Annotated in this window: 13 protein-coding genes, 3 tRNA genes and 1 other annotated feature; of the genes, 2 read left to right on the forward strand and 14 right to left on the reverse strand. The window is 28.0% G+C overall.

Features of this window, described 5'->3' with window-relative positions; all coding sequences use genetic code 11:
* Window positions 1–5 precede the first annotated feature (5 nt).
* Window positions 6–245 carry a PC4/YdbC family ssDNA-binding protein gene (locus tag GKF99_RS03185; protein ID WP_035109486.1) on the reverse strand — a complete coding sequence of 80 codons (240 nt, stop codon included), beginning with the start codon at window positions 243–245 and terminating at the stop codon, window positions 6–8.
* A gap of 188 nt (window positions 246–433) precedes the next feature.
* Here GKF99_RS03185 and GKF99_RS03190 point away from each other — a divergent pair, with 188 nt between their 5' ends.
* Both GKF99_RS03190 and GKF99_RS03195 read left to right on the forward strand, forming a co-directional pair.
* Window positions 434–1,051: a RecX family transcriptional regulator gene (locus tag GKF99_RS03190; protein ID WP_002836334.1), complete on the forward strand. Its 618-nt coding sequence runs from the start codon at window positions 434–436 to the stop codon at window positions 1,049–1,051.
* Entirely contained in the window at window positions 1,051–1,326 is a 276-nt protein-coding gene (locus GKF99_RS03195; RefSeq protein ID WP_002836332.1) for a GIY-YIG nuclease family protein, read from the forward strand. The genes GKF99_RS03190 and GKF99_RS03195 overlap by 1 nt, the downstream gene beginning before the upstream one ends.
* A 31-nt stretch (window positions 1,327–1,357) precedes the next feature.
* On the opposite strand, the gene rplT is transcribed toward GKF99_RS03195, so the two are convergent.
* The 13 genes from rplT to GKF99_RS03260 form a co-directional block, all read right to left on the reverse strand.
* Window positions 1,358–1,711 carry a 50S ribosomal protein L20 gene (rplT, locus tag GKF99_RS03200; protein ID WP_002838114.1) on the reverse strand — a complete coding sequence of 118 codons (354 nt, stop codon included), beginning with the start codon at window positions 1,709–1,711 and terminating at the stop codon, window positions 1,358–1,360.
* Window positions 1,712–1,729: 18 nt separating this feature from the next.
* A complete protein-coding gene (gene rpmI / locus GKF99_RS03205) occupies window positions 1,730–1,921 on the reverse strand; it encodes a 50S ribosomal protein L35 (protein ID WP_002836329.1) in 192 nt (63 codons plus the stop codon).
* 13 nt (window positions 1,922–1,934) lie between these two features.
* Window positions 1,935–2,441, reverse strand: coding sequence for a translation initiation factor IF-3 (gene infC, locus GKF99_RS03210; protein WP_002836327.1), 507 nt, complete (start codon window positions 2,439–2,441; stop codon window positions 1,935–1,937).
* Window positions 2,442–2,464: 23 nt separating this feature from the next.
* Window positions 2,465–2,576: a sequence feature (ribosomal protein L20 leader region), on the reverse strand.
* 36 nt (window positions 2,577–2,612) lie between these two features.
* Window positions 2,613–5,015: a bifunctional lysylphosphatidylglycerol flippase/synthetase MprF gene (mprF, locus tag GKF99_RS03215; RefSeq protein WP_154272643.1), complete on the reverse strand. Its 2,403-nt coding sequence runs from the start codon at window positions 5,013–5,015 to the stop codon at window positions 2,613–2,615.
* 10 nt (window positions 5,016–5,025) lie between these two features.
* Window positions 5,026–6,765 (reverse strand): ABC transporter ATP-binding protein, encoded by a 1,740-nt coding sequence (locus GKF99_RS03220; protein ID WP_154272644.1) that lies wholly within the window; start codon window positions 6,763–6,765, stop codon window positions 5,026–5,028.
* A complete protein-coding gene (locus GKF99_RS03225) occupies window positions 6,755–8,482 on the reverse strand; it encodes an ABC transporter ATP-binding protein (RefSeq protein WP_154272645.1) in 1,728 nt (575 codons plus the stop codon). The genes GKF99_RS03220 and GKF99_RS03225 overlap by 11 nt, the downstream gene beginning before the upstream one ends.
* A gap of 80 nt (window positions 8,483–8,562) precedes the next feature.
* Entirely contained in the window at window positions 8,563–10,467 is a 1,905-nt protein-coding gene (thrS, locus tag GKF99_RS03230) for a threonine--tRNA ligase (protein ID WP_154272646.1), read from the reverse strand.
* 192 nt (window positions 10,468–10,659) lie between these two features.
* The gene (hisS, locus tag GKF99_RS03235; RefSeq protein ID WP_154272647.1) at window positions 10,660–11,955 is read right to left on the reverse strand and encodes a histidine--tRNA ligase; all 1,296 of its coding nucleotides are present in this window, start codon (window positions 11,953–11,955) and stop codon (window positions 10,660–10,662) included.
* A gap of 13 nt (window positions 11,956–11,968) precedes the next feature.
* Window positions 11,969–13,099 carry a DUF6873 family GME fold protein gene (locus GKF99_RS03240; RefSeq protein WP_154272648.1) on the reverse strand — a complete coding sequence of 377 codons (1,131 nt, stop codon included), beginning with the start codon at window positions 13,097–13,099 and terminating at the stop codon, window positions 11,969–11,971.
* 51 nt (window positions 13,100–13,150) lie between these two features.
* Window positions 13,151–13,224, reverse strand: a tRNA-Cys gene (locus tag GKF99_RS03245).
* Between the two features lie 3 nt (window positions 13,225–13,227).
* Window positions 13,228–13,302 (reverse strand) — tRNA-Gly (locus GKF99_RS03250).
* Between the two features lie 8 nt (window positions 13,303–13,310).
* A tRNA-Phe gene (locus GKF99_RS03255) sits at window positions 13,311–13,386 on the reverse strand.
* Between the two features lie 89 nt (window positions 13,387–13,475).
* Window positions 13,476–14,201 carry a hypothetical protein gene (locus GKF99_RS03260; RefSeq protein ID WP_094224639.1) on the reverse strand — a complete coding sequence of 242 codons (726 nt, stop codon included), beginning with the start codon at window positions 14,199–14,201 and terminating at the stop codon, window positions 13,476–13,478.
* Between the last annotated feature and the right edge of the window lie 17 nt (window positions 14,202–14,218).

The raw sequence follows: 14,218 nt of genomic DNA on the forward strand, positions 1-14,218 counted from the left end.
ATATCCTACTTTTCTGAATCTAATTGTTTTAATTCATCTTCTATTAACGCATGTAATACTCTTAATTCTTCTTCTGTGAATGTAAGACCTTTACTCATTCTTGTATGATCAGGATTCCATTCTCTAATATCGTATTTTGCATCGTAATCAGACCATTTTACAATATTTAATTCTTTATTCCAATTGTTAGCTTTTGTGGATAAAACTCCTATTCTTTCTACTATTTCAAATTTTAAATCAGCCATAATTACCTCCATTTTTATAAATATATTATAGCATTATTTTAAAATATGCAAATATATGTTTTTGTGTTAGAATATCATAGAGGTGAATTTCATGAAAAAGCAAAAATTAGCTCAAGTTGTAGCAATTATTTTAGTAGCAATGATGGTTGCTCCATTTATACTAAATGTAATAATGAACATGAGATAAAATGATAATCAAAAATATTGAGTTCAATGATAAAAAAGATAAGTTCGTAATTGAGACTGATACAAAAGAAAGTTTTTTACTAAGTTATAATGATTTTGAAAGATATAAAATTCATAACGAAATGACAATAGATGATGAACTATATACTCATTTATTGAATATCTCAAAATTTACAGAGGCTTTTGAAATCAGCCTTAATTTTTTATCATATAAATTACGAACTGAAAAAGAAATAACGACAAAATTAAAATCAAAAAAATTTAGTTCTGAAATTATTGAAGACGTTATAGAAAAATTAAAAAACCTAGATTTACTGGACGATTATAACTACGCGAAAATATTTATAAACGATAAAATTAATCTAACAAATTACAGTAAAAGAAGAATAATCAATGATTTATACCAAAAAGGTATTGATAAAAGAATTTATGAAGATTATTTGGAAAATGTCTTTGGATATAATATGGAGTTAGACAAAGCAACTCAAATAGTTGAAACTAAAATCAATATTTGGAAAGAAAAACATGAGGGCTATGATTTAAAGAATAAAATAGTTACTTTCTTGCTGCAAAAAGGTTTCAGTTATGATGTTGCGAAACAAGTAAGTGGTATGTATTAATGTATTATTTATATATTTTAGAATGTGCTGATAAAAGTTTATATACAGGTATTACCAATGATTTTTTAAAAAGAATTAAAATGCACAATAAAGGTAAAGCCAGTAAATATACAAGGGCAAGGCTTCCTGTAAACTATGTTTTTATGAAAAGAATTGATAATAAAAGTGATGCATTAAAATTAGAAATTAAAACAAAAAGTCTAACTCGTGATAAAAAATTAAAGCTAATAAATTCAAATGAAAACGAAATTAATACTATATTAAAAAAAGCTTAAGTATGATATAAATCAACTTAAGCTTTTAATTTTATAAATTGTTTTTTGCTAATTCAACTAATTTAGCGAATTCTTTTTCATCTCTAACAGCCATATCAGCAAGAACTTTTCTGTTCAAGTCAACACCAGCTACTTTTAAGCCGTGCATAAATTTGCTGTAGCTTAAATCGTGCATTCTTGTAGCTGCATTAATTCTAGCAATCCATAATTTTCTGAAATCTCTTTTTCTTCTTTTTCTTCCAACGTATGAATAAGCTAATGATTTCATTACAGCTTGATTAGCTGTTTTGAATAATGTATGTTTTGAGCCGTAATATCCTTTAGCTTGTTTTAATACTTTTTTATGTCTTTTTCTATTATTTGTACCACGTTTAATTCTAGCCATTTATATCCCCCCCTCTAACTAAGGAATCATTTTATCGATTCTTCTCATATCTGCATCGCTAACTGTTGTACCTTTTCTTAAGTTTCTAATTCTCTTTGCAGATTTTTTACCTGTTAAGTGACTTGCATAAGCTTTATATCTTCTTAACTTACCTGTACCAGTTCTTCTAAATCTCTTAGCAGAACCTCTATGTGTCTTCATTTTTGGCATATTATTTCCCCCTCTAATTTTCTTTATCAGTCAAAGGACCCATAAACATTATCATCATTCTACCTTCCATAGAAGGTTTCTTTTCTATTTGTCCTACATCTTTTGTTAATTCATAAAATTTATCAAGAACTTCCTTACCCAAATCTTTATGACCAAGTTCTCTACCTCTAAATCTAACAGAAACTTTTACTCTGTTTTCATTGCTTAAAAACTTGGATGCTTGATTAGCCTTAACTTCTAAATCGTGTTTTTCAATATTTGGTGAAAGTCTTATTTCTTTTACGTTAATTACTTTTTGATTTTTCTTCGCTTCTTTTTCTTTCTTTAATGCATCATATTTGTATTTTCCATAATCTAATATTTTGCATACAGGTGGCTTAGCATTTGGTGCTACATTTACTAAATCCAGATGCTTATCTTCAGCCATTTTCAAAGCTTCTTTAATAGGAATTACACCTATTTGTTCACCTTCGTCATCGATTAATCTAACTTTAGAAGATCTTATCTCCTCATTAATCATTAAGTCTTTTATATTATTCACCTCCAAAAAAATAATGGCGGGTAAAAATACCCGCCAAAAATTAATAATCAAATTAAATTTTAACCTTATGAATTCGAAATTATAAGGTGAGAGCGGATATCTCTACTTATCAACAACAAATATTGTATACTATGTTGAACATTTTGTCAACTATTTTTTCTTTGAATTTACAACATTAATTAAAATATATGGTAAATTAAAGTCTGAAGTATATGCTATATATTTATTCGACCAGTTGGGCTTAAATTTATCTTTGTAATTTCTTAAACCTTTAAAATTATATATCTTATTTTGAGTATTGTAAACAATATTTAGAATTTTTTCCTTCTTCTTTGAATAAATTTTATCTCCAACTTTAGATAAAGGTGCCATTCCTAGGTAGAATTTTTCAAAATTATTTTCTTGACCCCATAAAATTAACTTGATAAATATAAAATCCATCAACCCATCTTCATTTGATCTATCATATCTCATTAAATCTATAGAAAGTGTTTTATCATCATAAAAAGGCTGAAGATTTGCAAAAGCGAGTAATTCATCGCCTTTATAAATACACGCAATTTTTGTTCTTTTCAGATAATATTCGTCAAAGAATCCTAAACTAAATCCCATTTCATTTTTATTTCCTAACCATTTATCTGAAACAATTTTCATTTGAGATAACAGGTTATCAGTTGGATCTTCAACTTTGAATTCATAATTTCCTTTATCGAAATTATTGAGTACATGTCGCCAAGTTCTATTTTTCTTTCCTACTAAAGAAAATTGAGTTAAATCTACAGTTGCATCTTGTCCAACCTTTACGAATCTAAAACCTTGATCACAGTATAATTCAAGATTTTCTCCATTTATTTCATAAAAACAAACATTCATGTGATATTCATTGCAATAAACTATAAAATCATCAATTGCTTCAACGAAATTTTCTTTCTTACCTATTGGATCACCTAATACTATGACACTGTTTTTAACCGGTCGATACATTATCATTACTGTATTGGTCTTGTCAAAATACACATTTTTATCATTTAAATAAACTAAATGACTGAATTCATTTCCACCAAATTCTTCCAAGAATTTATCAATATTTTCAAAATCCTCATCTGTTAATTTTGTAAATGTGATCTTCTTAGTTCGTGTATATTGAGCAAGGTAAGATAATATCAGAACAAATAAAACATATAGAAGTATAAATTTCTTGTTTTCAACCAAATAATTTAGAGAATATTTTCGATGTGATGTCAAAAAATTTACCTTGCGAACAGTATTGCTAATAAAGATAAATAATACTGTGACAACTGATAATTTACCGATAGTATTTATAAAATATTTTGGGTTGATTTTGATAGCTTTTTCTGTGAATCCATCTTTCATTATATACATTACAATTCCCAATACTAATGTAATAATAGATTCTTCAATGTCTAATCCTTTTAATAGTGTTGAAAAAACTGAAACTATTAATACTGCTTCCGCTATATAAAAAGATTTTTTAACTGATTTTTTTATTCCTTGTGAAAGAAGTATTAGTAACCCACCTGATGTAAGAGTTATAAATCTAGCCAAAATCACTACATCTTTCTTAACAAATCTCTTTAAAAATTTTATTCTTAATAACATTGATGGAGTGGCAACACTTAAACATAATATTAGCCCAACGATTAGAGTAAAAATAGACAAAATATTAAATGCGAACTGTTTCTTGTATTGATCAGTATTGTAATTGTCGTAAATTCTTTTTAATATCATAATTAAAGAAATTATCCATGGAATAACACTACTTACAATTCTGTATATCAATATAGCAATTATTGCAGCTCTAGGTTCTATCAATTTACATAAAAAGTGTATTTCTATTAAATCCGAAACAACAAATCCGTCCTGCATCAAGCTAACTTGCCCAAATACATTTGAAACACAATAAATAAGCACCAAAGATGAAAGATTTACATTAGTAAATTGTTTTATCGCAAAAACGAAAAATAATATATTACATATTGTAACAACAGTTTCATAAGCAACTGATAAAACTTTTCTTTTGACACTTATGTTATCCTTTACAACAAAATCTAAATAATATGGACTTTTGTTTTTAAAATAAATAACACAAATACCAATAACCAATATTACTAAATAAATCAAAAATAGTGTCCATTCTGGTTTCATTAAAAATATCGTGAATATACTAATTAAAGATAAAGCGATAAAATTAGAAATATTTTTGTTTAAGTTCTGATTCCTATACTCATCTTCACCAATAAATACTGATTCTAATCCCTTTATCCATACAAATTTTCTTAATGATTCTAGAACCCAAAACTTTTTTATATCCTTGAAATCAAAATTTTTATTATATAAAAAATAGGAAATTGATGAAATAAGAAATACTAAAAGTCCAAATAAAGCAATTTGTAATTTTTGAGCAATACTCAAAAAAATCTTATATTTAAAAATATGATTAGGTGCTATAAAATTGTTCCTTACGATATATAAGACAATAATTGTGAATATTATAGTGTATGTTGTCCTAATGTATTTTAGTTTTTTATCCATTAATCCCCCTTTAAATGGATGATTGCTCATCGTACATTTGTTTGTAGAAACCATCTTTTAGTAATAGTTCATCATGAGTTCCACTTTCTATTATTTTACCATTGGATAAGGCAAAAATCTTGTCTACATTTCTAATTGTAGATAATCTGTGAGCTACTATCAATGTAGTTCTTGAATATTTTAATTTTTCTAATGGTTGTTGGATAATTTGCTCTGTTTCAGTATCAATATTCGATGTAGCTTCATCTAAAATTAATATTCTAGGATTTCTAATATATGCTCTTGCAAAGGAGATTAATTGTCTTTCTCCTTGTGAAAGATTAGAGCCTTTTTCTTTTATAGGTTCATTTAAACCTTTTTTAAGCAATGTATAGCATCCTAATTCTTCTAACGCATGGATCACTTCCTCGTCACTATAATCCTTATCTAAAGTTATATTTTCTTTTAATGTAGTTTCAAAAAGGAACGGATCTTGTAGTACAACCGCAAAGTTTTCTCTCATAATATCTTCATTTAAATTATTGATATTTACCCCATCAATTAAAATTTCACCACTTTTTACGTCATAAAACTTCAATATTAAATTAAGGATCGTTGATTTTCCACTACCTGTAGTCCCTACAAAAGCTGCACTAGTTGATTTTGGTATTTTAAATGAAATATCCTTCAATACATCATTTTTATCATAAGCAAAATAAACATTTTTAAATTCAATATCTCCCTTTAGATCTTCTATCACACCATCTGACTTTTCAATTGTATCTAATTTCATTATGTCAAATATGTGACTTGCAGATGCATAAGCTTGTTCCATATCTCCAAATCTTGTAACAATTACACTAACATTCGAAAAAATCTTTGAAGTATAATCGATAATTATATAAAGCCCACCAACTGTAACTGGATAGCTTTTGGTTATCTGACCATATCCAAAATAAAATAAAATTATAACTGTTGATAATAAACCAATTATATCAATAGCCCTGTATCCTCCATAGCTTCTTAATTTAGTAAGAGCTAAATTATTTCCAAAAATTTCTTTGTTAATTTTATCGAACTTATCTTTTATAGTTTGTTTGACATTTAAAGCTTGAATTATTTCCATATTATTAATATTTTCATTAATATTTGCGTTTATTTTACTAACCAGATGTCTGATTCTTTTGTTATGTTTTGCTGATTTATATCTATAGTCATAGAATATTAAGAAAACAAATGGAAACAAAATCAAAAGCATCAAAGACACTTTAATATTTGTTACAACCATCATAATATATATTGCAATTATCATTATTGCAGCAGTTGTAATATCTGCCAATATAAGTTGAAACATTATCTTTAATCTCATAGTATCATTCGTAATCCTTGATACGATACTTCCTGCTGCCAGATTGTCAAAGTATTCTATAGGTAATTCATTGATATGTTTATAAATATCATTTTGTACAAAATATGTTACGTTATTTGCTGCCAATTCAAAATAAATCATACTCAAGTTACTGAAAATTCCACACGCAACGTAAATCACCAAATAAATAGCCAAGTATTTAATAATTGATGAAAAATTTCCAACTATATTATTCTTTGCTACAAACTCATTTAACACAAATCCTATTACAATCGGACCCAAAATTTCCATTGAAGTTCTTAATAAGGAAAAGACAAATCCAATCACCAATTCTTTAGATTGCTTCATGGAATACATTTTTAGTTTTTCTGATACAAATTTATTTCTTAATTTACTCTTCATATCTGCCCCTTACTAATTGGATATTATATTGATTGTAATACCATTGTTTGTTTTCCATTAATTCCGAATGAGTACCCATCTCACTTATTTGACCATCTTTCATTACTATTATTAAATCAAAATCGTCAATCTGATTTAATCTATGAGTCGATAAGATTACTGTTTTTTTAAGTTTTTTTAACTCTATCAAAATATGTTTCTCAGTTTGAGTATCTAATGCGCTTAAACAGTCGTCTAATACAACCAAGTTTGAATCTTTTAATAAAGCTCTTGCTAATGAAATTCTTTGTTTTTGACCTCCAGATAATGACAGTCCGTTTTCACCACACAAAGTGTCAAATTCATCAGGAAAATTGACTATATCCTTATAAATATCCGCGCTTTTAGATACTTTAATCACTTCTTCATCTGTGGCCTCTATCTTGGAAAGTTTTATATTATTCTTTATTGTATCCGAAAAAATCATACTTTTTTGAGACACATACGCCATATTATCTCTAGCTGATTTTAAATTTAATAAATTCGTGTATTTACCGTTGATTTCAAATTCATCTTGCCTTGGATATAAGAATAATAATTGTTTAAGAATAGTTGACTTTCCTGACCCTGTCTTTCCAACAATAGCCACCCTCATGTTCTTCTTGAATTCAAAAGAAATATCTTTAAGTGCGAATTCTTTAGAGTAAGGATATTTGAAACTATAATTTTCAAACTTAATACTTTCTATATCATCAATTTCCTTGTAATCTTCGTTTAAATCTAATTCATCTTTATAGTCAAGTATATTATCGATTCTATCCATTGATGCATCGGCTTGTTGATATACATTTATGAAGTTTCCTAATGCATACATTGGCCAAATTAACATATTTAAATAATAAGTAAAAGAAACCAATTGACCAACAGATATTTGATTCTTACTTATTAAAAATGTTCCATATCCGATTGCTATAACAAAAGTCATTGCTGGAATTATTCTTTGAAAAGGAGCCATCATTGCTCTGTATTTTACAACATCCATGTTTTTTTGAACCAACATTTTAGATCGATTTTGAAACGAAAAATATCTAGCATTTTTTATCCCAAAAACTCTTATAATTCTAATACCTTCAACATCTTCTAACACACTATTGTTTAGCTTATCAAATGTAGATTGCACTATTGAGTATTTTTCATGGATTTTCTTACCAATCTTTAAACACAAAAATGCCAATATAGGAAGAGGTATTATAGAAACAAGTGTTAATCGAACGTCAACGACGACCATCATTATAATTATTATAAACAAAGGAAATACTGTAGAATCGAAAAATGTAAGAGTTCCAAATCCCATCAAATCGCTTAAACTATTGACATCTCCAGTAGCTCTGTTCATAAGTTCTCCCGTTTTGAAAGTTTGAAAATATTTCATGGATTCGTTTAAGTATTTATCCATAAGTCTATTTCTAGTTACATAGTCTATTTCATTCGAAGCTCTGAATGTGTAATAACACCATCCCATTGCAAAAAAATATTTAATTCCTATTACTAAAACATCAATTAAAAGTATAATTAAAAAAGGTTTTAATTCTATCGAATTATTTAATACTCTATCGGTTAATTTCCCTGTAATATATGGGGGAATTAATCCGACCAGGTCACTTAATAAAAGAAATGTAATAGCAAGAATTAATTTGTTTTTGTAATATTTTAGAAACCAATAAAATTTCTTGTACATTTTACCTCCTTCTATTAAAAATTTGCTCTGAAAAATTCAGAGCAAATTTTTATATTGTAAAATAAGCTTTATTTATAGAATTATTTTCTATTTTGATATTCATCTACTAATTCATCAATAAATTCATCAGTATTCTTAGATCCTACATCTCCAAGATCTCTTTTTCTTACTGATACCTCATTGTTATCAATTTCATTTTGTCCAATTATTAATGAATAGTTCACTTTCTTCAATTGAGATTCCCTGATCTTAAGACCGATTTTTTCACTTCTATCATCGACTTTCACTCTCAATCCACGTGCTTTCATTTTTTGTTGTAATTCATACGCATAATCATTGAATTTATCGCTAATAGGAAGAATTTCTACTTGAACTGGTGATAACCATAATGGGAATTTTCCAGCATAGTGTTCGATTAATATTCCCATAAATCTTTCTTCACTACCTAAAATAGCTCTATGAATCATCGCTGGACGTTTTTTAGATCCATCACTTGCTATATAAGTCATATCAAATCTTTCTGGCATTTGGAAATCTAATTGAATAGTTCCACATTGCCAAGTTCTACCAATTGCATCTTCCAAATGGAAATCTATTTTAGGGCCGTAGAAAGCACCGTCACCTTCATTAATCTTATATTCAAGACCTTTGTGTTCCAACGCACTCTTAAGTGAATTAATTGCTAAATCCCAATCTTCATCTGATCCCATTGAATCTTCTGGACGAGTTGACAATTCAACTTCGTATTTAAAACCAAACTTAGAATAAATATAATCACAGAAATCTATAATCTTAGTTACTTCTTCTTCTATTTGTTCAGGTAAACAGAATACATGTGCATCATCTTGTACGAAAGTTCTAACTCTGAATAAGCCATGCAATGCACCTGATAATTCATGGCGGTGAACTTGACCCAATTCTGCAACTTTAATTGGAAGCTCTCTGTAGCTGTGCAATTCATCCTTGTAAACTAAAATTGATCCTGGACAGTTCATTGGCTTTATTGCATAATCATCACCATCTATTTGAGTGAAATACATATTTTCTTTGTAGTGATCCCAGTGACCTGATTGGTGCCATAAATCTTCGTTCAAAATCAATGGAGTTTTGATTTGACCATATCCTCTATCTAAAAGTTGTTCCTTCAAGAATTTTTCTAGTTCATTTAACACAACCATTCCATTTGGATGGAAAAATGGGAAACCCGGTCCTTCTTCTTGAATTGAGAATAGCCCCATTTCTTTACCAATTTTTCTGTGATCTCTTTTCTTAGCTTCTTCCATTCTTTCTAAATATTCGTCTAATAATTTTTTCTTAGGGAATGAAATTCCGTAAATTCTTTGAAGCATCTTGTTATTTTCATCACCTCTCCAGTATGCACCGGCAATTGATAATAACTTGAATGCTTTAATATTTTTCACTTCTAATAAATGAGGTCCTCTACACAAATCAACGAAGTCTCCCATTTCATACAATGTAATTGTAGCATCTTCATCAAGATTTTCTATTAAGTCAACTTTATAATCTTGACCTTCTTTCTTAAATCTTTCCAAAGCTTCTTCTCTTGAAATCTCAACTCTTACTAATTTAGGATTTTCCTTAACTATTTTTTTCATTTCGGCTTCAATTTTTTCTAAATCCTCAGGTACAAACTTGTGATCTGTATCTAAATCATAATAGAATCCAGAATCAATTGATGGTCCAATTGCAAATTTTGTATCTGGATACAATCTTTGAATAGCATAAGCCATTAAGTGAGATGAAGTATGCCAAAAAACTTGCTTTCCTTCTTCATCATCAAATTTTACGAATTGAACTTCACAGTCAGAATTAATAGTTTCCATTAATCCCATAATTTTACCATCTACAACTGCTCCGACACAGTCTCTTGCTAATCCTTCAGAAATTGATTTGCAAACATCTAATAAACTTATTTCTTCATCAAATTCTTTTACGGATCCATCTTTTAATTTTACTTCAAACATAAATACCTCCTAATAAAAAAGAGACCCTCATCCCGATAGGGACAAGTGTCTCGTGGTTCCACCCTAATTTTTTCTCATTTGACAATAGGCTCCAAATTAGTATTCAGCATACTGATCTCTTAAGTAAAATTTCAGCCTAAGTTTTACTCTCTCTGAAAGTTCTTATATGCCTACTGGGATTTTTCATCGCCTTTATTTTAACTTTTCAATAATTTGGTTAAGCTCTAATAATTCTTGATTACCATTTACCATATTTCGTAAAGTAAATTTATTTTGCTCAACTTCATCTTGTCCTATTATTATAACATATTTTACGGATAATTTGTCAGCATAATTAAATTTCTTTTTTAATTTATCATCTTCAAGATAACTCATACATCTTACATAAGAACTTCTCAAATCATTCATCAACTTCACTGCATTTTTTTCATAACCTTTCATAGGAATAATGATGCAATCAAAGTTAGTTTGTTGTCCTTTAACCAAATTTAATTCTTGAAGTTGATAGAATAATCTAGTTAAGCCGATACTCATTCCTACTCCAGGCAACTTGCTTTTAGTAAAATTATTCGCTAGACTATCATATCTTCCTCCAGAACAAATCGATCCGATTTCACGATATTCCTTAAAAAATGTTTCAAATACTGAACCTGTGTAGTAATCAAGCCCTCTAGTTATAGATAAATTTATTTTAATATTATCTGGACTAACTCCTAAAGATAAAATATCGTCATATACAAATTTCAATTCATCAAGCCCACATACAAATAAATCATTAGCAATATTCAATGATTCAAGTTTTTCGATTATTTCTTGGTTAGTTCCATCTATTTGTAAGAAATTTAAAATCGAATCAATTTTTTCATTATCCAAGTTTAGCTTAGATAATTCTTCTTTTACATTATCTATTCCTATTTTATCTAATTTGTCAATTATTCTCAAACATGATTCAAAGTCTTCAACACCTAAATTAGAGAAATATCCATTCAATATTTTTCTGTTATTAAATTGAAATTCAAAATCTGGAACATCTATTGATTTTAAAGCTTCATACATGCATTTTACTATTTCTGCATCATTATATAAGCTCAATTTTTGATTTCCTATGATGTCTATATCGCATTGATAAAATTCTTTATATCTTCCTTTTTGATTTCTTTCTCCTCTATACACCTTAGCTATTTGATATCTTCTAAATGGGAATGCTAAGTCTTGCATGTACATTGAAACGTATTTTGCGAGTGGCACAGTTAAGTCAAATCTCAATCCTTGATTTTTCTTACTACTATCAATTCTATACACTTGCTTACTTGTTTCTCCTCCACCTTTAGATAGCAAAACGTCTAATTTTTCTATAGCAGGTGTATCGATTGAAAAAAATGCATTTTTAATAAAAACATCTTCTATTCTTCTTTTAATTGTATCGAACACCATTTGGTCTTCAGGAAGAAGTTCCATCATTCCCGGTAATGTAGATGGTTGAATCATAATTGACCTCCTATTAATTAAAAATTATAGATCCGCGATCTATAAAATCATCATCATCTGTATAATAGTATTTTATATTTTCTTTTTCTAAAAATTCAATAAGTTTATTTTTAAATTTATAATTTTCAAGATTGCCATAAAACACAACCCCTAAATCAGCACAATATCCACAAGTCCCACCAATAAATCCTGTATCATAACCTTCTAGTTTTATTTCACCAGAATCTATCAAATATGCCTTAATATTTTGTTTCTGAACACTATTATATATAGATTTATCACTGGTAATTACAAATTTATCAGTAACTATTGTTGAACATTTGGAATATCCTTGTTTGACCATTATTATTTTCTCATCTTTAAGTAATTTTAATACAACAGGATCTACAGATTTTTTATTACAGACTAAATGATTTTCAATTGAAAAGTTATTTAACAGGCAATCTTTCGGGTATGTGTTCGTTATCTCAAGCTCTGTTACATATAATGCTATATAATTTGGAAGATATGCCCTATAATGAAAATACGATTCTTGAGTACAAACGAATGCATTTTCATTTATTTTCCTAATTTGCATATCTACATGGTCACTAACTTTTTCATCCATTTTTTTACTATCGAAACTGTAAATAACTTCATAATCATTGCCTTTTAAAAATTTTATCAAGCCATTTTTAGCTTTAAAACTAATTATCGCAAATTTCTTATGAGATTCTTCAAACATATCATTCTTTATTTCTAATCTATTTTGATCATCCAAATGTTCTTTTATAATTTCATCGAAAATAAATCCATTGAACTTAAATTTAATTATATCAAATAAGTTTGATAGTGCATAATCCATTAAAAATCTAAAAATTTTAAAGAGTATTGATTTATTAATTTTATCTATATATATCTCTTTAATTAGCAACTCTTTATCATCTAAATCTAACACCAAATACCCAATTAACTTGGTTCCTTCAAAAATCACGAAATGATTTCTATTAGATATTTGTTTTTTCAAAGATTTAATTATTGTTATTTTATTTTTCGCCAAATTTGAATCAAACTTATTTTGAAATAAAAAATTATTTCTCAGTTTGTATACAAAATCTGATAGTTCCTCAATATACTCATCTTTTAATAAATCAATAAAAATCATATTAACTCCTTTACATATAAAAAAAAGGAAAGTCTATAATAAACTTTCCTTTGGAGGCGACACCCAGATTTGAACTGGGGGTGAAGGTGTTGCAGACCTCTGCCTTACCACTTGGCTATGTCGCCGTATGGAGCGGAAGACGAGACTCGAACTCGCGACCCTCGCCTTGGCAAGGCGATGCTCTACCACTGAGCCACTTCCGCACACATTTTGGTGCCCAGAGCCGGAATCGAACCAGCGACACAAGGATTTTCAGTCCTTTGCTCTACCGACTGAGCTATCTGGGCTTAATGTATCAAACATTACTTTACTAGTATAAACGATTAAATTTGTTTTGTCAAATTTTTTTACAACAATTTAAATCCGACTTTACAATTTACTTATACCTTTGTAATACTCTGTCATTTAACCCATACCACAATGCATCTTCTATAGAATTATTTAAAACAGTTTTCAAAGTTTTAACAATTTTTTTGTACAAATTTTCTAATTGCCACATATTCAAGAATTTTTCTTCAGAAATCACTACACTATCATTAATAGATTTCATCACTAACTGTTTGTCCATCTTGCTATTAATGCTAAATATCTTGTCTTTTAAGATGTTTTCACAATAATTATCTATTATTGAATCTTGTACTCTAAATGCATTTGATTTGTTTTTAATTGAACTAATCATCTTACTTTTTAAAAACTTAGCACTTCTGCTTTCAGTATTATGAAGAAGAATATCCGATTTTTTAATCGTAGATGCTGGAATATGTCTTAATGCATAAAACTCCAACTCATCACTTATATTCTTGTTATTAAAGCCTTCAGTATAAGCTTGAAGATAATAAGTGAATTCAATTTTATTAATATCTTCTGATATCAAATCAAAAATAGCTTTAATAATATTTTCTCTATCATTTCTATACGACAAATGATTAATTAAAACATTGTAAATTTTATTAAGAGCGTTATATTTGACATAACAAGGTTGTATTTTGTTTTCTTGTTGAACAATATCAAGCATTAAGTATAAAGCTAATAAATCGTCTTCGAAAAGAAATTTTTTCTCAAGCTTTTTCTTTAAATTGTTCGTGTTATAAGCTTTATACATAACTCCTACTCCTAATT

This window comes from Finegoldia sp. BIOML-A2, from assembly GCF_009678315.1.
Lineage (GTDB): Bacteria > Bacillota > Clostridia > Tissierellales > Peptoniphilaceae > Finegoldia > Finegoldia magna.